This is a genomic window from Streptomyces sp. NPDC001604 (assembly GCF_042893475.1).
Taxonomy (GTDB): Bacteria; Actinomycetota; Actinomycetes; order Streptomycetales; family Streptomycetaceae; genus Streptomyces.
Genome location: NZ_JBIAUY010000018.1, coordinates 134,355 through 153,894, shown reverse-complemented (window position 1 = coordinate 153,894; position 19,540 = coordinate 134,355). Strand labels below are relative to the sequence as shown.

Below are 19,540 nucleotides of genomic sequence, written 5' to 3'. Positions count from 1 at the left end.
GCCTGCTCACGCTCCCGTGGCGACGAGGAGGACGGCGACCGCCAGGACGACGGTGCCGGCGAGCAGCGCGCTCACATAGGTCTGCACATTGCCGGTCTGGGCGCGCCGTACGGCGGTACCGAGCAGACGGGGCAGGGCGCCCGCGCCGCGTACGTAGGTCTCGACGACCTCGCGGTCCAGGAAGCGGACGAGACTCGCTCCGGCCAGGACCGGGCGGACGAAGAGGGCCGCGTACACCGCGTCGAGGTGGAAGCCGACGGCTGCGTGCCGGTGCAGCGGGCCGAGCAGCAGCCGTCCCGGGTCCGCCGGGTCGGGTGCGTAGGCCACTCCCCCGTAGGCGGGCGCGTGGCTGGCGATGGCCTCGGCCTCGACGAGTCCGGCGTCGCCCTCGGGGTGGGCCGCGACCGCGCCGAGCGGGGCGCGCGACGCGAGGGCGGTGGTGTGCCGCCAGGCCGCATAGGTGACGATGCCGCCGACCAGGGCCACACCCGTGCCGAGCACGGAAGTGGTGAGCGTCGGGGTGAGGTCACGGCCGTCGAACCAGTCGGGCAGCGAGCGGTAGGTGAGCCCGCCGAGCGCGAGGGAGGGGACGGCGAGGACCCATAGCACCACGGTCATGGTCAGTGGCTGGCGGCCGTGGTCGGGGGCCTCGGCACCTCGGCCGTGGAAGGCCAGCAGCCACAGGCGCATCGCGTACGCCGCGGTGAGTACGGCGGTGAGCAGGCCGGCGACGAGAGTGATCCAGCCTGCGGCGAGGGGGGTGTTCCCGGTGTGACCGGTGACTACGTGCTCGGCGGCGCCGAGGACGGACTCCTTGGAGAAGAAGCCGCTGAAGGGCGGGATCGCGGCGAGCGCGAGAAGCGCCACGGTCATCGTCCAGTAGGCGTCGGGGATGCGTTCGCGCAGGCCCCGCATGCGGGACATGGTGGCCAGCGAGTTGGTGCCGGCGGCGTGGATGATCACACCGGCCGCGAGGAACAGCAGCGCCTTGAAGGCGCCGTGGGACAGGAGGTGGAAGACGGCCGCTCCGCGGTCGCCGACTGCGAGGGCGCCGGTCATATAGCCGAGCTGCCCGATCGTCGAGTAGGCGAGGACGCGCTTGATGTCGTCCTGGGCGAGCGCGGCGAGACCCGAGCCGACCATCGTGACAGCCGCCATGACGGCCAGGACGACCATCGCGGCCCGGGAGGCCTCGAAGACCGGGAGGAGGCGGGCGATGAAGTAGACGCCGGCGGCCACCATCGTCGCGGCGTGGATCAGCGCGGAGACGGGTGTCGGGCCCGCCATCGCGTCGGGGAGCCAGGTGTGCAGTGGGAACTGTGCCGACTTGCCCGCCACTCCCGCCAGGAGCAGCAGGGCGATCACTGTCGGGTGGTGGAGTCCACCGCTCGCGACGGTGCCGAGGACCTTGGTGATGCGGAAGGAGCCGGCATCGGTGGCGAGGGCGAACAGGCCGATGAGGAAGGGGACGTCACCGAGCTTGGTGACCAGGAAGGCCTTGATGGAGGCGGCGCGGGCCTCCGGGGTCTCCCAGTAGTGGCCGACCAGGAAGTACGAGCAGATACCCATGATCTCCCAGCCGACCAGCAGCACGATCAGGTCGCCGGAGTAGACGACGAGCAGCATCGCGGAGGTGAAGAGGGAGACCAGGGCGGCGTACGAGGGGTAGCGCGGGTCGTCGCGCAGGTAGCCGGTCGAGTAGATCTGCACGCAGGTGGCTACGACGCCGACCAGGACGGCGACGAGGGCGGCGAAGCCGTCGATGTGCAGGGCGAGTTCGATGGGGACCGAGCCGGTGGGCGTCAGCTCGGTGGCGGCGTCGATCGCCTGGTCGCCGCCCTGGCGCACGGCGACCAGCACCGCCAGCACGAGGGAGGCGAGGGTCGGCAGGACGGCGAGCGGGCGGACGAAGCCGGGGGCCGTGCGGCCCAGGAGCAGGCCGCAGGCGGCGCCCAGGAACGGCAGGAGGGGGACGAGGGCGGCGAGGGTGGTCGTGGTCACGCGGTGGCCTCAGCCTTCCCGGTCTCTTCCGCCGTGAGCGCGTTGCCGTCGGGGCGGTCGCTCTCGTGGCCCTCGGCGCTGTCGCGAAGCTTGTCGATGTCCGAGGTGCCGCGGTTGCGGTAGACGGCGAGGACGATCGCCAGGCCGATGCCGATCTCGGCGGCGGCGATGGCGATGGTGAACAGGGTCAGGGCCTGGCCGGAGTGCAACTTTTCCCGGGCGGCCTTGCTGAGCCAGACGTCGAAGGCGACGAGGTTGAGGTTGACGGCGTTGAGCATCAGCTCGACGGACATCAGGACCAGGATCGCGTTGCGGCGGGCGAGGACGCCGTACAGGCCGGTGCAGAAGAGGAGGGCGGAGAGTACGGCGGGATAGGCGAGGTGCATCAGCGGGCGCCTTCCTGCTCGGCCGGACTGGTTCCCTCGACCCGGCCTTTCCGCTCGATCGGGTGATTACGGGAATCCGGGACGGATGGGGAACTACCGGTTGCTGCCCGGGAGTTCACAGGAGGAGAGCTCATCTCCGCCTTCGCCTTGCGGGACAGGACGATCGCGCCGACCAGGGCGGCGAGGAGGAGGACGGAGAGGGCCTCGAAGGGGAGGACCCAGTTCTGGAAGAGGCTCGCCCCGGTGACGGCGGTGGAGCCGGCTGCCGGGCCGTCCAGGTCGATCCAGGTCGTGCGGAAGGCGTCGACGACGACCCAGACCAGGGCGGTGGCCGCGGCGAGGGCCACGGTGAGCGCGGCCCACCGGTTGCCGGAGTCGGCGTCCGGGGAGCGGCCGATCGGGGCCTTGGTGAGCATCAGACCGAACAGGAGGAGGACGACGACGGAACCCACGTAGATGAGGACCTGCACCCAGGCGATGAACTCGGCGGTGAGCAGGAGGTATTCGACAGCGAGGCCACCAAGGGTGACCACCAGCCACAGGGCGGCGTGCACCAGTTGCCGGGTGGTGACGGTGACCAGGGCTGCGCCGAAGGTGGCGAGGCCCACGAGGAGGAAGGCGATCTCGACACCAGTCGGTGAGAGGAAGCCGTGGGCGCCGGCGGCGGTCGTGATGGCGTGGGCGTGGGCGTGGGCTGCCGTTGCGTGAGCTGCCGTGGCGTGTGCCATCGTCGCGGTGGCTGCGATGAGGGTCACGACGCTCCTCCCTCGGGTTCGGTCGGCCGGGCAGGGTCGGCGGCTTCGGTGGACTCGGCCTGCGCGGCAGCGAGCTTCTCCGCGGTCTTGCGGGCGGCGGCGATCTCCTTCGGCTCCTCCGCTCCGGGGTCGAGGGCGGGCGGGGCCGGGACCGTCCACATCCACTCGCGGAGCTTGTCGCGTTCGTGGGTGAGTTCGTGGATGTCGGTCTCGGCGTATTCGAACTCCGGGGACCAGAACAGGGCGTCGAAAGGACAGACCTCGATGCAGATACCGCAGTACATGCACAGGGAGAAGTCGATGGCGAAGCGGTCGAGGACGTTACGGCTGCGTTCCCGGCCGCCCGGGGTGGCCGCCGGCACCGTCTCCTTGTGGGAGTCGATGTAGATGCACCAGTCCGGGCACTCCCGGGCACAGAGCATGCAGACCGTGCAGTTCTCCTCGAACAGGCCGATGACGCCGCGGGTGCGGGGTGGCAGGTCGGGCTGGACGTCCGGGTACTGCTCGGTGACGGTCTTCCGCGTCATCGTGCGGAGGGTGACCGCCAGGCCCTTGGCCAGACCGGAGCCGGGGATGCGGGAGCGGGTGGGCGGGAGCGGCTCAGCCATCAGGAGATCACCACCTTGACGATGCCGGTGAGGGCGATCTGAGCGAGGGAGAGAGGAACGAGGAGGGTCCAGGAGAGTTTCTGGAGCTGGTCCTCGCGTAGCCGGGGATAGGTGACGCGGAGCCAGATCACGAGGAAGGCGAGGACGGCCGTCTTCAGCAGGGTCCAGACCCAGCCGAGGCCGTCGGCACCCCAGGGGCCGTGCCAGCCGCCCAGGAAGAGGACGGTGGTCAGGCCGCACAGGACGATGATTCCGGCGTACTCAGCGAGGAGGAACAGGGCGAAACGCAGTCCGGTGTACTCGGTGTACGCGCCGAAGATGATCTCCGAGTCGGCGACGGGCATGTCGAAGGGCGGGCGTTGGAGTTCGGCGAGACCGGCGACGAAGAAGACGATCGCGCCGACGATCTGCCAGGGCAGCCACCACCAGTGGAAGGCGTCCAGGATGCCGGGGAGGGAGACCGTGCCGGCCGCCATCGCGACGGAGGCGGCGGCGAGGAGCATCGGGAGTTCGTAGGCGAGTAGCTGAGCGGCCGTGCGGAGGCCGCCGAGGAGGGAGAACTTGTTGGCGGAGGCCCAGCCGGCCATGAGGGAGCCGAGGACGCCTACACCCATCACCGCCAGGACGAAGAAGATGCCCGCGTCCAGGACCTGACCGACGGCGCCCTCGCCGGGCCCGATGGGGATGGCGAGGAGAACCAGGAGGTACGGGAGGAGGGCCACGGCGGGGGCGAGCTGGAAGATGCGGCGGTCTGCGCCCGCCGGGACGACGTCTTCCTTCTGCGCGAACTTCACGCCGTCGGCGACGAGTTGGGCCCAGCCGTGGAAGCCGCCGGCGTACATCGGGCCGAGGCGGCCCTGCATGTGGGCCATGACCTTGTGCTCGGTCTGGCCGACGATCAGGGGGAAGGTGAGGAAGACGACGAACACGATCAGGAGTCGCAGGGTGACGTCCAGAGCGTCGGTCACTGCGGGCCTCCTGCGGGGTCATCTGGGTTCGGTGTCGGATCTTCGGCGGACGGATCTTCGGGGGTGGCGTGGGGTGACTCCTCGGCGGGGGCCTCCTTGGCGGAGGCCGGCCTTGAGGGGCTGTCACCGGAGGTTGACTCGGCGGAGGGGCCTGAACCCGCGTCGGAGTCGGCGCCGGCGGAAGGTTTCGAGCTGGGTTCGCCTTCGCTCGCCGGTTCGGCGACGGGCTCGGCATCCGAGCTCGGCTCAGCCGCCGGTTGCCGCTCGGGAACCGGGCTCGGCTCAGCCGCCGGTTGCCTCTCGCGAACCGGGCTCGGCTCGCCCTCCGGGGCCGACTTCGAGCCAGGGCTGGGCTTCGTTTCCGCGCTGGGATTCGTTTCTGCGCTGGGCTTCGTTTCTGCGCTGGGCTTCGTTTCCGGGCTCGACTTCGTTCCAGGCCCCGCTTCGATCTCCGGGGCCGGCCCACCCTCCAGGGCCGACCCGCCCTTCGAGGCCGACCCACTCTCCATGGCGGACCCGCCCTCCCGGGCCCGTCCGCTCTCCAGCCCCTGCTCGCCCTCAGGCCTCGTCTCCGGCTCGTCGAAAGCCGGGCGGGCGTGGTGCCACGGGGCGTCCGAACTGCGGGGGGCGGGTGCGGGTCGGGTGGTTGGGCTCTGTGGCGACGGCGTTCGGGGGGTCTGCGAGGCCGAGCCTTCGCTCGCGCTGCGTGTACGTCGCGGCGCTGCCGCACCGGAGGCACCCGGCTGCCGGCCGGCTGGGGCGCCCTCGGCCGCAGTCGACGCCACCTGACTCGCCGACCCCTCCGCCGCCGACCGCGCACGCCGCGGAGCAGCCGGGGCATCGGCACGCCCTGCGTCCGCCGCCCGACCGCTCGCACCCTCCGCCTGGCTCGCCGACCCCTCCGCCCCCGACCGAGCACGCCGCGGAGCAGCCGGGGCATCGGCAGAAGGCGGTGTGGCTGCCTGGCTCGCCGAACCCTCCGCCGCCGAGCGGGCGCGGCGCACCGGGCGGTCGCCTGCCGCACGGGCCGGGCGGTCGGTCGGGGGGCGGCCTGCGGCTCGGGTGGGGCGGGCCGGGGCAGGGGGGAGCTGGCCCTTCAGAGGGCCCCACTCGTTCGGGTCGGGGACGCCCGGGGGGAGCATCTGGCGGCGCTTGGGGCCGCCGTGGTCGGACTCGCCGGGTTCCTTGGCGCCCGGCCAGGCCTTGGCCACACGGGCGGCCAGCACGAAGTCCTTGCGCAGGGGGTGACCTTCGAAGGTTTCCGGGAGGAGGAGGTGGTCCAGGGCGGGGTGGCCCTCGAAGACGACGCCGAACATTTCGTGGGTCTCGCGTTCGTGCCAGGCCGCGCCCGCGTAGATGCCGACGGCGGAGGCCAGCGTCGGCGCCTCGTGCGGGACCGTGGTGCGCAGCAGCAGACGGCGCAGGGGAGACAGGGAGACGACGTGCGCCGAGACACGGAAACCCGTGCCCGGTTCGTCGACCGCGCTCAGCCAGTCGAAGTAGGTGCACGACAGCTGGTCGCGGGCCACCTGCAGCGATTCGAGCCAGCTCGCCGGCGGGACGTCGACCGTCAGGAGCTCGTACGACTCCTCGGCGGTGGCCTCCGCACCGAACAGCTCGTCGGCGGGGGCGGGGAGCCAGCCGACCGTGCTCATCGGTCCTCCTCCGAAGGAGACTCCGAAGACGACGGAGGCTCCGACGACGACAGAGAGCCGGGAGCCGACGAAGAATCCGCAGCAGACGAAGAGCCAGGAGCCGACGAAGAGTCGGGAACAGACGGGGAGCCGGCAGCCGGTGGCTTCACCAGGTCGCTTTGCAGGGCCGCCGCCGACGGGCGGGCCGGTGCGGTTCCGTACCGCTCCCCCAGCGACTCGCGGGCGATCTTCTCCTGGAGCTTGAGGATGCCCTGGAGGAGGGCCTCGGGGCGGGGCGGGCAGCCGGGGACGTAGACATCGACCGGGATGATCTGGTCGACGCCCTTGGTGACGGAGTAGGAGTCCCAGTAGGGGCCGCCGCAGTTGCTGCAGGCGCCGAAGGAGATGACGTACTTGGGTTCCGGCATCTGTTCGTACAGGCGCTTGACGGCCGGGGCCATCTTGTCCGTGACCGTGCCGGAGACGACCATCAGGTCGGCCTGGCGGGGGCCCGGTGCGAAGGGGATGACGCCCAGGCGGATGAAGTCGTGGCGGGCCATCGACGCGGCGATGAACTCGATCGCGCAGCAGGCGAGACCGAAGTTGAAGACCCACAACGAGTACCGGCGGCCCCAGTTCAGGACCACCTTCATCGGTTCGGGGGCCAGGCGGGCGAGGGCGCCCAGCCGTTTCGGCTCCGGGAGGAGTACGGGCTGACCGTTGGTGTCCGGCGTCGTCACGTCCATGCCAGGACGCCCTTCTTGTATGCGTACAGCAGGCCCACGGCAAGGAAGCCGAGGAAGATGAACATCTCCACCAGTGTGGTCACGCCGTACCCGTGTGCGGCAAACACGGTCGCCCAGGGGAACAGGAAGATCGAGTCGACGGCGAAGATGACGTACAGGAAGGCGTAGACGTAGTAGCGGACCTGGGTGTGGGCCCAGCCCTCGCCGACGGGGTCGACTCCGCACTCATACGTCAGGAGTTTCTCGGGGGTGGGGACCATGGGCCGCAGCAGTCGGCCGGCGCCGAAGGCGACCGCGACGAAGAGCACGCCGACGACGGCGAGCAGTCCGACGACCGAGTACGACTGGAAGTAGTCCGCCGCGACGACGGTCGGACCGGCGACGGTCGATTCCCGCACGTCCGTACCCCTCGCTCCCTGCGACCTTGATGAACGCTGCTGTTCGACGATCTGTACGCACGGGAGTCTAGGCCCTGATAAAGAGACGGTAAGCAGCCCGTCACCGCTTGAGACGACCTTGAGATGCCGGGAAGCCGCCGAGGAGCCGTCAGGGTGGGGTTTTCCCCAGTGGACGGGGGCGGCCGACCTCATGGCGCGGGCGCCCGGCGCGCGGCACGCTAGCCCATATGACCGAACGACACGCGCGCCCGATGGGGGCCCCGGAAGGTGACGGCGACCGTCTGCCGCCTGCCCGTTTCGCCTACGACCGGCACACCTGGAAGGAGATCGCGCATCTGCTGGCGAACCTTCCGGTGTCACTGATCGGGTTCGTCTACGTCGTGACTGTGCTGTTCACCGGCTTCTGGCTGACCGTGACGGTGATCGGGTTCCCGCTGCTGGCGGCCGGTCTGACCGGCGCCCGGCTGCTGGGCAGGATGGAGCGGGCGCGGGCCAGGAAGCTGCTCGGCGTGCGGGTGGACGAGCCGAGCCGGCTGCCCGGACGCGGCACCGGTTTCCTCGCGTGGATGTGGATGCGGGTGAAGGACCCGGTGGGCTGGCGGACGGTGCTGTACGACTTCATCCGGCTGCCCTGGGGGATCCTGACCTTTGTCATCACGCTGACCTCGCTGTTCGTGCTGTGGCCGGTGCTGCCGTTCATCGCGAGGGGGCTGGCGAATGCCGACCGGGCGATGGTGCGCGGGCTGCTGTCGCCCTCCGACGAGCTGGAGCGGCGTATCGCGGAGCTGGAGTCGGACCGGGGGGTCGTGGTCGACACCGCCAACGCCGATCTGCGGCGGATCGAGCGCGATCTGCACGACGGGGCGCAGGCCCGCCTGGTCAATCTGGCGATGGGTCTCGGCCTGGCCAAGGAGAAGCTCCTGGAGGACCCGGACTCGGCGGCGGAGATGGTCGCGGAGGCGCACGGCGAGGTGAAGCTCGCGCTGCAGGAGCTGCGGGATCTGGCCAGGGGGATCCATCCAGCCGTACTGACGGACCGCGGGCTCGATGCCGCGCTGTCCGCGGTCGCCTCGCGCTGCACCGTTCCCGTGAAGGTGACGGTCGACCTCGACTCGCGGCCCGCCGCGGCCATCGAGGGCATCGCCTATTTCACCGTCTCCGAGCTGCTGCAGAACGTCAGCAAGCACAGTGCGGCGAAGACCGCGTCCGTGGAGGTGTGGCGGGCGACGGACCGGCTGCTCATCCAGGTCGAGGACGACGGCCGCGGGGGCGCGCGCCTGGACGGCGGGTCGGGGATGCAGGGGCTCGCCGACCGGCTGGACGCCGTGGACGGACTGTTCGTCATCGACTCGCCGCAGGGCGGGCCGACCGTGGTCACGGCGGAGCTGCCGTGGCGCGACCGCGCGCCCGGCAAGGGGTAGGGAAAACCCCCCTTCCAAGAGGCCGACGGCCTCCATGGTCCGCGGACCTGCGGCGCAGCAGTGTGGGGGTACGGCAGGACCGCCGCAGCCGGACAGGGCGAACGGGACGAGTAGAACGGACGACGCCGATGGCCACGGAGTACGGACAGGGCTACGGGCACGACAGCGGGCTCGCCTTCACCGAGGGGGCGCGGCGCCGGCTGCCGGCCGGGCTGCGGGCGCCGTTCGAGGGGCGCAGCTGGCGCGAGTTCGGGTATGTGCTGCTGAGCCTGCCGATCGGCATCATGCTCTTCGTCTACGCCGTCACGATGGTGTCGCTCGGGGCGGGTCTGCTGGTGACGTTCCTGGGGATCCCGGTGCTGGCGGCGGGGCTGGCCGGCTGCCGGGGCTTCGGCGCGCTGGAGCGGGCGCGGGCGCGGGGGCTGCTGGGGCTCGAGGTGGGCGACCCGGAGCCGCTGCGGATGAGGAAGTCCGGCGTGATGGCCTGGATGGGGGCCGTGCTGAAGAGCGGCACCTCGTGGCGGGCGCTGCTGTATGCGCTGGTGCAGTTCCCGTGGTCGGTGTTCTCGTTCGTGGTCGCCGTGAACTTCTGGGCGTACGGCTGGGGGCTGCTGACGTATCCGCTGTGGTTCTGGCTCTTTCCGATGTACGGCGGTCAAGGCGGGCTTCAGCTGTACGGCGACGGCAGCCACAGCATCTACCTCGACAACCCCTTCGAGATCACCGTCACGGCGCTGGTGGGGCTGTTGTTCACTCTGGCCACGCCGTGGATCGTGCGGGCGCTGACGATGGTGGACCGGGTGCTGGTGCACGGGCTGCTCGGGCCGTCCCGGCTGGCGACGCGGGTGGTGGAGCTGGAGTCCGACCGGGGCGTCGTGGTGGACACCGCGGCTGCGGATCTGCGGCGGATCGAGCGGGATCTGCATGACGGGGCGCAGGCCCGGCTGGTGGCCTTGGCCATGGATCTTGGGCTGGCGAAGGAGAAGCTGGCGGAGGATCCGCGGGCGGCGGCGCGGATGGTGGACGAGGCGCACGGTGAGGTGAAGACGGCGTTGCAGGAGCTGCGGGATCTGGCGCGCGGGATCCATCCGGCCGTGCTGACGGACCGCGGGCTGGACGCGGCGCTGTCCGCTGTGGCCTCGCGGTGCACCGTGCCGGTGCAGGTGGAGGTGGATCTGGCGGAGCGGCCGGCGCCGGCGATCGAGGGGATCGCGTACTTCACGGTGTCGGAGCTGCTGCAGAACATCAGCAAGCATGCGCGGGCCACGTGGGCTGCGGTGGATGTGTGGCGGGTGGAGAGCCGGCTGATGGTGCAGGTTGTGGACAACGGGGTGGGTGGGGCGGATGCGTCCGGGGGGTCCGGGCTGGGCGGGCTTGCTGAGCGGTTGGATGCGGTGGACGGGATTCTCGTGGTGGATTCGCCGGTGGGGGGGCCCACTCGGGTGACGGCGGAGTTGCCGTGGCGGGGCGAGCGGGCGGTGGGGTGAGCGCCGGGGGCCGCGGCGGGGCCGCCGTTGGATGCAGCTCGCCCCCGCCGCCCCTACCCGTCCCGTCCCAGGGGCGCTGCCCCTTCGGCCCCGCCAGGGGGCTCTGCCCCCTGGACCCCCGATCGGCCTGAACGGCCTCCTCCTCAAACGCCGGACGGGCTGAAAGTGCCTGCCCCGCCCAGACGTGAACGCCCGACGGGCTGAAAGTGCCTGCCCCGCCCAGACGTGAACGCCCGACGGGCGGAGGACCTCAAACGCCCTCAAGTCCCCGACGGGCTGAAAATGCCTGGCCGGAAGCCGTCGTACCGTGTGTATTCGCATTGATTCCCGTTGGTCACGGGCGGTCGGGTCCGAATGCTGGAATGCTGGACCACTGGCAGACGGAGTCGGGCTGGCGGGGGGCCGGGGAATCGTGGAGGACAGGGTGCGGGTGGTCATCGCCGAGGATTCAGTGCTGCTCAGGGAGGGGCTGACCCGGCTGTTGACCGATCGTGGGCATGACGTGGTCGCCGGGGTGGGTGACGGGGACGCGTTGATCAAGACCATCACCGAGCTGGATGCGCAGGGCGAGCTGCCCGATGTCGTGGTCGCGGACGTGCGGATGCCGCCGACGCACACCGACGAGGGGGTGCGGGCCGCGGTGCAGCTGCGCAAGGCCCATCCGGGGCTCGGGGTGCTGGTGCTGTCGCAGTACGTGGAGGAGCGCTACGCCACCGAACTGCTGGCCGGTTCCAGTCATGGCGTCGGATATCTGCTCAAGGACCGGGTGGCCGAGGTCCGGGAGTTCGTGGATGCCGTGGTGCGGGTGGCCCAGGGGGGTACCGCGCTCGACCCGGAGGTGGTCGCGCAGCTGCTCGGGCGCAGCCGTAAGCAGGACGTGCTGGCCGGGCTCACCCCGCGGGAGCGGGAGGTGCTGGGGCTGATGGCCGAGGGACGGACCAACTCGGCCATCGCGCGGCAGCTGGTGGTGAGCGACGGCGCCGTGGAGAAGCACGTCAGCAACATCTTCCTGAAGCTCGGGCTGTCCCAGAGTGACGGGGATCACCGGCGCGTTCTGGCGGTCCTCACCTATCTGAACTCCTGAGGGGCTGACACTGAGTCAGTAAGCGCGCGTTCAGTCATCGATCCAGGATCCGTCCAGCCTCCGTCCACACCCAGAACCGAACGAATCGCACGAAGCGTCTCCAAAGGGAGCGCCGGGGGGCGAGAAATCATGACAAGTCAGGGCGCCGCACCGTCTCAAAACTGTGTCCATGATGCAAATGGCCACGGGAAGGCGACCCTAACCGACGTAGGGTTGATTTTGGGAAGGCCTACGGGAAGGCCGGTCCCAGACAGCCGCCTCGAGGGAGGTCCAGTTCAGTGACCAGCCAGGTCAGCAGGACAGCGGAGCAGGCAGACGGAGCCGTCGTAGGAGAGCAGCGGGGGCCGGGCGGAACGAAGGACGTACGCAAGCTGGACCGGGTGATCATCCGCTTCGCGGGGGACTCCGGCGACGGTATGCAGCTCACCGGCGACCGTTTCACCTCCGAAACCGCGTCCTTCGGGAACGATCTGTCCACTCTTCCGAACTTCCCCGCCGAGATCCGGGCTCCTGCCGGGACCCTGCCCGGTGTGTCGTCCTTCCAGCTCCACTTCGCCGACCACGACATCCTCACCCCGGGTGACGCGCCCAATGTGCTGGTCGCGATGAACCCCGCCGCCCTCAAGGCCAACATCGCCGACCTGCCGCGCGGCGCGGAGATCATCGTCAACACGGACGAGTTCACCAAACGGGCGATGCAGAAGGTCGGGTACGCCGCCTCTCCGCTGGAGGACGGGTCGCTCGACGGGTACAGCCTCCACGAGGTGCCACTGACGACGCTGACGGTCGAGGCCCTCAAGGAGTTCGATCTCTCCCGCAAGGAGGCCGAGCGCAGCAAGAACATGTTCGCGCTGGGGCTGCTGAGCTGGATGTACCACCGGCCCACCGAGGGCACCGAGAAGTTCCTGCGGACCAAGTTCGCGAAGAAGCCGGAGATCGCCGAGGCGAACCTCGCCGCGTTCCGCGCGGGCTGGAACTTCGGCGAGACGACCGAGGACTTCGCGGTCTCCTACGAGATCGCCCCGGCCACGACCGCCTTCCCGACCGGCACCTACCGCAACATCTCCGGGAACCTGGCCCTCGCCTACGGCCTGATCGCCGCCTCGCGCCAGGCCGACCTGCCGCTGTTCCTGGGCTCGTACCCGATCACTCCGGCCTCGGACATCCTGCACGAGCTGAGCAAGCACAAGAACTTCGGCGTAAGGACCTTCCAGGCCGAGGACGAGATCGCCGGCATCGGCGCGGCGCTGGGCGCGGCCTTCGGCGGCTCGCTGGGGGTGACGACGACCTCCGGCCCGGGTGTGGCGCTCAAGAGCGAGACCATCGGGCTCGCCGTCTCCCTGGAGCTGCCGCTGCTCGTCATCGACATCCAGCGCGGCGGGCCGTCCACCGGTCTGCCCACCAAGACCGAGCAGGCGGATCTGCTGCAGGCCATGTTCGGGCGGAACGGCGAGGCCCCCGTTCCGGTGATCGCCCCCCGCACCCCGGCCGACTGCTTCGACGCGGCCCTGGAGGCGGCGCGGATCGCGCTCACGTACCGCACCCCGGTGATGCTGCTCTCCGACGGCTATCTGGCCAACGGCTCGGAGCCCTGGCGCATCCCGGAACTGGACGAACTCCCGGACCTGACCGTGCAGTTCGCGCAGGGCCCGAACCACACCCTGGAGGACGGCACCGAGGTCTTCTGGCCGTACAAGCGCGACCCGCAGACCCTCGCCCGCCCCTGGGCGATCCCCGGCACTCCCGGCCTCGAACACCGCATCGGCGGCATCGAGAAGGAGGACGGAACCGGGAACATCTCGTACGCCCCCGCCAACCACGACTTCATGGTCCGCACCCGGCAGGCCAAGATCGACGGCATCGACGTGCCCGAGCTGGAGGTCGACGACCCGCACGAGGCGCGCACGCTGGTGCTCGGCTGGGGCTCGACCTACGGACCGATCACGGCGGCGGTACGGCGGCTGCGCACGGCCGGGGAGTCCATCGCGCAGGCCCATCTGCGGCACCTGAACCCCTTCCCGCGGAATCTCGGCGCGGTTTTGAAGCGTTACGACAAAGTGGTGATTCCCGAGATGAACCTCGGGCAGCTCGCCACGCTGATCCGGGCGAAGTACCTGGTCGACGCCCACTCGTACAACCAGGTGAACGGCATGCCGTTCAAGGCTGAGCAGCTCGCCACGGCTCTCAAGGAGGCCATCGATGGCTGAGACGTCCACGGAAGGCACGGGCACGATCGAGGCGCTCTCGCTCGTCCCCAAGGCCGAGGCCCGCCAGTCCATGAAGGACTTCAAGTCCGACCAGGAAGTGCGCTGGTGCCCCGGCTGCGGTGACTACGCGATCCTGGCGGCCGTCCAGGGCTTCATGCCGGAGCTGGGCCTGGCCAAGGAGAACATCGTCTTCGTCTCGGGCATCGGCTGCTCGTCCCGCTTCCCGTACTACATGAACACGTACGGGATGCACTCGATCCACGGCCGGGCGCCCGCCATCGCGACCGGGCTCGCCGCCAGCCGGCGGGATCTGTCCGTGTGGGTGGTCACCGGTGACGGCGACGCCCTGTCCATCGGCGGCAACCACCTCATCCATGCGCTGCGCCGCAATGTGAACCTCAAGATCCTGCTGTTCAACAACCGGATCTACGGCCTGACCAAGGGGCAGTACTCGCCGACCTCGGAGGTCGGCAAGATCACCAAGTCGACGCCGATGGGCTCGCTGGACGCGCCCTTCAACCCGGTGTCGCTGGCGATCGGCGCGGAGGCCTCCTTCGTCGCCCGCACCATCGACTCCGACCGCAAGCATCTGACCGAGGTGCTGCGCCAGGCGGCCGCCCACCCGGGCACCGCGCTGATCGAGATCTACCAGAACTGCAACATCTTCAACGACGGCGCCTTCGAGGCCCTGAAGGACAAGCAGCAGGCCGAGGAGGCGGTGATCCGGCTCGAGCACGGGCAGCCGATCCGCTTCGGCAGCGGCCTGTCCAAGGGCGTGGTCCGGGATGTGGTCACCGGTGACCTGAAGGTGGTCGACGTGACCGTGGAGAACGAGGCCCGGATCCTGGTGCACGACGCCCACGCCGAGTCGCCGACCACCGCCTTCGCGCTCTCGCGGCTGGCCGACCCGGACACCCTGCACAACACGCCGATCGGTGTGCTGCGGTCGGTGGACCGGCCGGTGTACGACACCCAGATGGCCGACCAGCTGGACACGGCGATCGTGCAGAACGGCAAGGGCGACCTGGCCGCGCTGCTGGCGGGCGGGGACACCTGGACGGTCGTCGGCTGACCGACACATACCAAGGGAGGGCCCGGATGCGGCGGTGCGGCATCCGGGCCCTCCCGTGCGGTGTCACAGACGCCGGCGGCGGCCGCCCCGCGCGAGGACACCTTCCTCTTGCGCTCGACGAGCGCCCGCCGCATGTGTCCCACAGCTGCCGACGGACGCGTCGGCCCTGCTCCGCCCCCGCTCAGCGCTGCCGCTTCGCCGCGTCGTACGCGTCCCGCGCCTGCTGTACGGCGTCCATGCGCTGCTCGGTCCACATCGCCAGCGCCCGCACCTGCTGCGCCGCCTCGCGCCCCAGGTCGGTCAGGGAGTAGTCGACCCTCGGCGGGATCACCGGCTTGGCGTCGCGGTGCACCAGTCCGTCGCGCTCCAGGGTCTGCAGGGTCTGGGTGAGCATCTTCTCGCTGACGCGGCCGATGGCCCGGCGCAGTTCGCTGAAGCGGTAGGGGCGCTCCAGGAGTTCGATCAGGACCAGCACGCCCCAGCGGCTGGTGAGGTGTTCCAGGACGAGCCGGTAGGGGCACATCGCCTCGCCGGTGTCGTACTTGGCGACGGGTGCCGACTCCACGACGGATTCCGGAGTACTTACTGCCATGCCAGTACCTTACTTCAAAGTGGGTACTTTCCAATAGTTAGCGCCACTCCTAGGGTTAGTGACACATCCGCACCCCACAAGGAGATCGCAGATCATGAGCATCGTCGTCACCGGATCCACCGGACACCTCGGCCGTCATGTCGTGGAGCAGCTGCTGGAGAAGGTCCCGGCAGAGCAGATCACCGCCGTCGTACGCGACGAGGTGAAGGGCGCCGACTTCGCCGCACGCGGGGTGAAGCTCGCGGTCGCCGACTACAACGCCCCCGAGACCTTCGACAGCGTCTTCTCGGCCGGTGACAAGGTGCTGCTCATCTCCGGCAACGAGTTCGACAAGGGCCGTGTCGGCCAGCACAAGGTGGTCATCGAGGCCGCGAGGGCCGCCGGTGTCGCGCTGCTCGCCTACACCAGCGCCCCCGGCAGCCTGACGGCCGCGCTCGCCGACGACCACCGCGGCACCGAGGAGGCCCTGCTCGCCTCCGGTGTGCCGTTCACGCTGCTGCGCAACAGCTGGTACCACGAGAACTACACCGAGAACCTGGCCCCCGTGCTGGAGCACAACGCCGTCGTCGCCGCCGCCGGTGACGGCCGGGTCTCCTCCGCCTCGCGCGCCGACTACGCGGCCGCCGCCGTCGCCGTACTGACCGGCGAGGGGCACGAGAACAAGACGTACGAGCTGGGCGGCGACGAGGCGTGGAGCTTCGCCGAGTACGCGGCCGAGCTCAGCAAGCAGACCGGCAAGGAGATCGCCTACAGCCCCGTCTCGGTCGAGGCCCTCACCGGGATCCTGACCGGCGCCGGGGTGCCCGGCCCGCTCGCCGCGATCCTTGCGGGCGTGGACGCCTCCATCGAGAAGGGCGAGCTGGTCGTCTCCACCGGCGACCTGTCCCGCCTGACCGGCCGGCCGACCACGCCGCTCGCCGACGCGATCGCGGTGGCCGTCAAGGGCTGACGCTCCCGGGCGCCGGGTGCGACACCCCCGCCTGTCATGACCGTATGGCGATACGGGCATGACAGACGGGGGCGCTCGGCGTTACCTTCTGCCTGGCACGCGTGCGCGACGAGGTGAGGAGGGGCCCGTGACCGGGAAGTCGAGGGGCGAGCGGCGCACAGGACTGCTGAACGGCTTCGCCGCCTACGGGATGTGGGGCCTCGTCCCCCTCTTCTGGCCCCTGCTGAAGCCCGCCGGCGCGGTCGAGATCCTCGCCCACCGGATGGCCTGGTCCCTGGTGTTCGTGGGCGCCGCGCTCGTCGTGATGCGGCGCTGGGCCTGGGCGGGCGAGCTGCTGCGGCAGCCGCGCAGGCTGGCGCTGGTCGCGGTCGCCGCGGCCGTCATCACCGTCAACTGGGGCGTGTACATCTGGTCCGTGAACAGCGGTCATGTGGTCGAGGCCTCGCTCGGGTACTTCATCAACCCGCTGGTCACCATCGCCATGGGCGTGCTGCTCCTGAAGGAACGGCTGCGGCCCGTGCAGTGGGTGGCGGTCGGGACCGGCTTCGCCGCGGTGGTCGTGCTCACGGTGGGGTACGGGCAGCCGCCGTGGATCTCGCTCACGCTCGCCTTCTCGTTCGCGACGTACGGGCTGGTGAAGAAGAAGGTCGGGCTCGGCGGGATCGAGTCGCTGGCCGCGGAGACCGCGATCCAGTTCCTGCCCGCGGTGGGCTATCTGCTGTGGCTGGGCTCGCGCGGCTCGTCGACGTTCACGACGCACGGGGTCGGACACGGGGCGCTGCTCGCCGCGACCGGCGTGGTGACCGCGTTGCCGCTGGTGTGTTTCGGGGCGGCGGCGATTCGGGTGCCGCTGTCGACGCTGGGGCTGCTGCAGTACCTGGCGCCGGTGTTTCAGTTTCTGCTCGGGGTGCTGTACTTCCATGAGGCGATGCCGGTGGAGCGGTGGGCCGGGTTTGCGTTGGTGTGGATTGCCTTGTGCCTGCTGACGTGGGACGCGTGGCGTTCTGCGAGCAGGCTTGCCCGGGTGCGCGTGCCGCAGGTTGAGACGGCGCCCTCCGCTGTGGTGGACGTCTGACTTGGACCCTGCCTCCAAGGTCCCCAGGGCCCCGTGTCGGCCGGAACGGCCTCGTCCTCAATAAACGCCGGACAGGCTGAGAGACAGACGAAACGCCGGACAGGCTGAGAGACAGACGCCGACCGGCGCGGGGAGTTGTCGACCCGGAAGACATCGGCCGCCGAGCCGCATATAAGTGGTCCATGACGCAGACGCCCTCACCCACGCCCTCCTCCGGCCCCACCCCCGTCCACTGGAAGCTGGTCGTCGACGCCGGTGATCCGCATGCGCAGGCCGACTTCTGGGCCGCGGCGCTGCGGTATGAGGTCGAGGACAACAGTGCGTTCGTGGAGCGGCTGCTGGAGCTCGGGGCGCTGCCCGCCGCGGCCACCGTCGAGTTTCATGGGCGGCGCGCCTTCCGGGACCTGATTGCGGTACGGCATCCGGACGATCCGTACGACAAGGAGCGGGGGACGGGGCTCGGGCGGCGGCTGCTGTTCCAGCGGGTGCCGGAGGCCAAGAGCGTCAAGAACCGGCTGCATCTCGATCTGCATCCCGGCGACGGGCGGCGGGACGGCGAGGTCGAGCGGCTGGTGGGGCTGGGGGCGAGCGTGCTGCGGCGGGTGAAGGAGCCCGCCGGGGAGTGGGTGGTGATGGCGGACCCGGAGGGGAACGAGTTCTGCGTGCAGTAGGTCGCAGCGGCCGGATGTTCCGTCATGCGAACTGGCTCGGCAGCCGCTCCGGACCGCAACAGCGACGCCGTCGCCCATGCGGTGCGGGAGCTGTCCGAGTGGCCGCCCCCGGTCGTCAACCCGGCGTCTGCCGGGCCGACTTGCGGGCGCGTTCCGTGAGCCGGCCCATGCGGGTGCGGGCCGACTCCAGCCGTTCGATGTCGTCGGCCGCCGGGCCGTCCTCGGCCGTCAGCTCGGTCCACAGGCCGATCAGCTCGTGGCCGAGGTCCAGGCCCTGCTGCGGATCGCGCACGGCACGCCAGGCGGAGGCGGCGCTCTGGATGTTGCCGTAGGCCGCCTCCGCGTCCCCGCTGCGCCGGTGGAGCCGGGCCAGGTCGAGCGAGAGCCGGAACGCGCGGATCGGCTCGCCTGCCAAGTAGGCGATGTACGCGGTGAGTTCACGCAGCCGGAGCACTTCGGCGTGCTCCGGTCCGAGGGCCGCCGACGCCTCCTCGACCGTGGTCTCGGCCAGCGCGGCCGCGGCCTCGGTCCGGCCCGTCTTCACGGCCTCGTTGATCTGCGCCATCGGCTCCGCGAGGAACGCGGGAGCGGTCGGCGGTTCGTCACCGAGGACCGCTTCGGCCACGGCGTCGAAGCCGCGGGCGGGGGTGGGCCTGGGGTCGGGGTCGAGGGCCGGGTCCGGGGGAACCAGGAGGAGGGGGGCGGTCGCCGGGCGCTTGGATGCAGGCGCGTCCGCGGTCTCCTTGCGGGGTGCGGATTCCTCGCGGGGTACGGGTGCGTCCTCGGGTTCCGGGTGGTGGTGCTGCGGGACCGCGTCCATCGGCGGGGGCGGGCCGAACTCGCCGGTCGGGGCCGCCACCGTGCCCGGGGCCCTGTCCGGTGCCGGTTGTGGCAGCGCACGCAGCACGAACGTCGGGGAGGTCTCCCGCGCGGGTTCCGCGGGCGCCCGCAGCACGTGCGTCGGCTTGTCGCCCTGGGGCGCCTGCTCCGGCCGCCGCGGCGGGGACGGCGGAGCCTGGGCCGCGGGAACAGTCATCCCTTCGGGTTCCCCGGTGAAGCTGCTGGCCCCGTCCGTGTCCACCTGAAGGTGTACGACGCAGCCGATCCGCTCGTCGTGCACGGTGGCGAGGACGGGGTGGCCGGTGGCGAGGGCGATGCGATGGAGATGGTTCAGGACGGCCTGTTGGATCTCCTCACCGGCGGCCGCGGTGACCGGCACACCGCCGACCCAGGCGCCGTCCGCACCTGCTACGGGTACGCGGACGTCGATCGGTGCCGCCACCAGGGCCGCCGAGCCCTCGGCGCGCTGCTGTTCCCGCTTCTTCTCGCGGCTGAGTCGAGCCATCGGTTCCCTCACTCGGATGCGTCGGGGAGTCTGCGGACAGCGCGTTCGGGTTCCATGGTGCTCCCTCCCGCCGTCGGGTTTCCCGCTCCCCCGGCGTCAAGATCCGTTCGTGCACGTACTGTTGAGTCTCGCCGGTCGCTG

General features: G+C 70.6%; 18 protein-coding genes. 8 read left to right on the top strand and 10 right to left on the bottom strand.

Features of this window, described 5'->3' with window-relative positions:
- Window positions 1–6: 6 nt before the first annotated feature.
- The 8 genes from ACFY1E_RS36995 to ACFY1E_RS36960 are packed head-to-tail and all read right to left on the bottom strand — an operon-like array spanning window position 7 to window position 7,496.
- On the bottom strand, window positions 7–2,001 hold the full coding sequence (locus ACFY1E_RS36995; RefSeq protein ID WP_389084185.1) for an NADH-quinone oxidoreductase subunit L: 1,995 nt from the start codon (window positions 1,999–2,001) through the stop codon (window positions 7–9).
- On the bottom strand, window positions 1,998–2,387 hold the full coding sequence (nuoK, locus tag ACFY1E_RS36990) for an NADH-quinone oxidoreductase subunit NuoK (protein WP_389084182.1): 390 nt from the start codon (window positions 2,385–2,387) through the stop codon (window positions 1,998–2,000). Before nuoK ends, ACFY1E_RS36995 begins: the two co-directional genes overlap by 4 nt.
- Window positions 2,387–3,115 (bottom strand): NADH-quinone oxidoreductase subunit J, encoded by a 729-nt coding sequence (locus tag ACFY1E_RS36985; RefSeq protein WP_389084311.1) that lies wholly within the window; start codon window positions 3,113–3,115, stop codon window positions 2,387–2,389. Before ACFY1E_RS36985 ends, nuoK begins: the two co-directional genes overlap by 1 nt.
- Before the next feature lie 23 nt (window positions 3,116–3,138).
- The gene (locus ACFY1E_RS36980) at window positions 3,139–3,750 is read right to left on the bottom strand and encodes a NuoI/complex I 23 kDa subunit family protein (RefSeq protein ID WP_389084180.1); all 612 of its coding nucleotides are present in this window, start codon (window positions 3,748–3,750) and stop codon (window positions 3,139–3,141) included.
- Window positions 3,750–4,718, bottom strand: a complete 969-nt coding sequence (locus ACFY1E_RS36975) for a complex I subunit 1 family protein (RefSeq protein ID WP_123966915.1) — start codon at window positions 4,716–4,718, stop codon at window positions 3,750–3,752. Before ACFY1E_RS36975 ends, ACFY1E_RS36980 begins: the two co-directional genes overlap by 1 nt.
- Complete coding sequence (locus ACFY1E_RS36970; protein ID WP_389084177.1) at window positions 4,715–6,373, bottom strand: NADH-quinone oxidoreductase subunit C; 1,659 nt, start codon at window positions 6,371–6,373, stop codon at window positions 4,715–4,717. The genes ACFY1E_RS36975 and ACFY1E_RS36970 overlap by 4 nt, the downstream gene beginning before the upstream one ends.
- Window positions 6,370–7,098 carry an NADH-quinone oxidoreductase subunit B gene (locus ACFY1E_RS36965; protein ID WP_389084175.1) on the bottom strand — a complete coding sequence of 243 codons (729 nt, stop codon included), beginning with the start codon at window positions 7,096–7,098 and terminating at the stop codon, window positions 6,370–6,372. Before ACFY1E_RS36965 ends, ACFY1E_RS36970 begins: the two co-directional genes overlap by 4 nt.
- A complete protein-coding gene (locus ACFY1E_RS36960; RefSeq protein ID WP_344403636.1) occupies window positions 7,089–7,496 on the bottom strand; it encodes an NADH-quinone oxidoreductase subunit A in 408 nt (135 codons plus the stop codon). The genes ACFY1E_RS36965 and ACFY1E_RS36960 overlap by 10 nt, the downstream gene beginning before the upstream one ends.
- 227 nt (window positions 7,497–7,723) lie before the next feature.
- On the opposite strand from ACFY1E_RS36960, the gene ACFY1E_RS36955 reads away from it, so the two are divergent.
- From ACFY1E_RS36955 to ACFY1E_RS36935, 5 genes are all read left to right on the top strand, one after another.
- Complete coding sequence (locus tag ACFY1E_RS36955; protein WP_389084173.1) at window positions 7,724–8,917, top strand: sensor histidine kinase; 1,194 nt, start codon at window positions 7,724–7,726, stop codon at window positions 8,915–8,917.
- A 128-nt stretch (window positions 8,918–9,045) separates the two neighbouring features.
- Window positions 9,046–10,404 carry a sensor histidine kinase gene (locus ACFY1E_RS36950; protein ID WP_389084170.1) on the top strand — a complete coding sequence of 453 codons (1,359 nt, stop codon included), beginning with the start codon at window positions 9,046–9,048 and terminating at the stop codon, window positions 10,402–10,404.
- Window positions 10,405–10,828: 424 nt separating this feature from the next.
- The gene (locus ACFY1E_RS36945) at window positions 10,829–11,488 is read left to right on the top strand and encodes a response regulator transcription factor (protein ID WP_311736815.1); all 660 of its coding nucleotides are present in this window, start codon (window positions 10,829–10,831) and stop codon (window positions 11,486–11,488) included.
- 278 nt (window positions 11,489–11,766) lie between these two features.
- Window positions 11,767–13,695, top strand: a complete 1,929-nt coding sequence (locus tag ACFY1E_RS36940) for a 2-oxoacid:acceptor oxidoreductase subunit alpha (RefSeq protein WP_389084168.1) — start codon at window positions 11,767–11,769, stop codon at window positions 13,693–13,695.
- On the top strand, window positions 13,688–14,767 hold the full coding sequence (locus ACFY1E_RS36935; RefSeq protein WP_389084165.1) for a 2-oxoacid:ferredoxin oxidoreductase subunit beta: 1,080 nt from the start codon (window positions 13,688–13,690) through the stop codon (window positions 14,765–14,767). The genes ACFY1E_RS36940 and ACFY1E_RS36935 overlap by 8 nt, the downstream gene beginning before the upstream one ends.
- 181 nt (window positions 14,768–14,948) lie before the next feature.
- On the opposite strand, the gene ACFY1E_RS36930 is transcribed toward ACFY1E_RS36935, so the two are convergent.
- Complete coding sequence (locus ACFY1E_RS36930; protein WP_389084163.1) at window positions 14,949–15,359, bottom strand: winged helix-turn-helix transcriptional regulator; 411 nt, start codon at window positions 15,357–15,359, stop codon at window positions 14,949–14,951.
- Window positions 15,360–15,453: 94 nt separating this feature from the next.
- Here ACFY1E_RS36930 and ACFY1E_RS36925 point away from each other — a divergent pair, with 94 nt between their 5' ends.
- From ACFY1E_RS36925 to ACFY1E_RS36915, 3 genes are all read left to right on the top strand, one after another.
- Window positions 15,454–16,308: an SDR family oxidoreductase gene (locus ACFY1E_RS36925; protein ID WP_389084160.1), complete on the top strand. Its 855-nt coding sequence runs from the start codon at window positions 15,454–15,456 to the stop codon at window positions 16,306–16,308.
- A gap of 127 nt (window positions 16,309–16,435) precedes the next feature.
- Window positions 16,436–17,383, top strand: a complete 948-nt coding sequence (gene rarD, locus ACFY1E_RS36920; RefSeq protein ID WP_389084157.1) for an EamA family transporter RarD — start codon at window positions 16,436–16,438, stop codon at window positions 17,381–17,383.
- A 182-nt stretch (window positions 17,384–17,565) separates the two neighbouring features.
- Window positions 17,566–18,054 (top strand): VOC family protein, encoded by a 489-nt coding sequence (locus ACFY1E_RS36915; RefSeq protein ID WP_389084155.1) that lies wholly within the window; start codon window positions 17,566–17,568, stop codon window positions 18,052–18,054.
- Window positions 18,055–18,169: 115 nt separating this feature from the next.
- On the opposite strand, the gene ACFY1E_RS36910 is transcribed toward ACFY1E_RS36915, so the two are convergent.
- Window positions 18,170–19,399 carry a tetratricopeptide repeat protein gene (locus ACFY1E_RS36910; RefSeq protein ID WP_389084152.1) on the bottom strand — a complete coding sequence of 410 codons (1,230 nt, stop codon included), beginning with the start codon at window positions 19,397–19,399 and terminating at the stop codon, window positions 18,170–18,172.
- Window positions 19,400–19,540 lie beyond the last annotated feature (141 nt).

Excerpts from the sequence above, each read along its gene's own strand:
- ACFY1E_RS36950 (WP_389084170.1), top strand. The coding sequence starts at position 9,046 with ATGGCCACGGAGTACGGACAGGGCTACGGGCACGACAGCGGGCTCGCC.
- ACFY1E_RS36910 (WP_389084152.1), bottom strand. The coding sequence starts at position 19,399 with ATGGCTCGACTCAGCCGCGAGAAGAAGCGGGAACAGCAGCGCGCCGAG.
- ACFY1E_RS36930 (WP_389084163.1), bottom strand. The coding sequence starts at position 15,359 with ATGGCAGTAAGTACTCCGGAATCCGTCGTGGAGTCGGCACCCGTCGCC.
- ACFY1E_RS36915 (WP_389084155.1), top strand. The coding sequence starts at position 17,566 with ATGACGCAGACGCCCTCACCCACGCCCTCCTCCGGCCCCACCCCCGTC.
- ACFY1E_RS36925 (WP_389084160.1), top strand. The coding sequence starts at position 15,454 with ATGAGCATCGTCGTCACCGGATCCACCGGACACCTCGGCCGTCATGTC.
- ACFY1E_RS36985 (WP_389084311.1), bottom strand. The coding sequence starts at position 3,115 with ATGGCACACGCCACGGCAGCTCACGCAACGGCAGCCCACGCCCACGCC.
- nuoK (WP_389084182.1), bottom strand. The coding sequence starts at position 2,387 with ATGCACCTCGCCTATCCCGCCGTACTCTCCGCCCTCCTCTTCTGCACC.
- ACFY1E_RS36980 (WP_389084180.1), bottom strand. The coding sequence starts at position 3,750 with ATGGCTGAGCCGCTCCCGCCCACCCGCTCCCGCATCCCCGGCTCCGGT.
- ACFY1E_RS36955 (WP_389084173.1), top strand. The coding sequence starts at position 7,724 with ATGACCGAACGACACGCGCGCCCGATGGGGGCCCCGGAAGGTGACGGC.
- ACFY1E_RS36935 (WP_389084165.1), top strand. The coding sequence starts at position 13,688 with ATGGCTGAGACGTCCACGGAAGGCACGGGCACGATCGAGGCGCTCTCG.
- ACFY1E_RS36970 (WP_389084177.1), bottom strand. The coding sequence starts at position 6,373 with ATGAGCACGGTCGGCTGGCTCCCCGCCCCCGCCGACGAGCTGTTCGGT.
- ACFY1E_RS36965 (WP_389084175.1), bottom strand. The coding sequence starts at position 7,098 with ATGGACGTGACGACGCCGGACACCAACGGTCAGCCCGTACTCCTCCCG.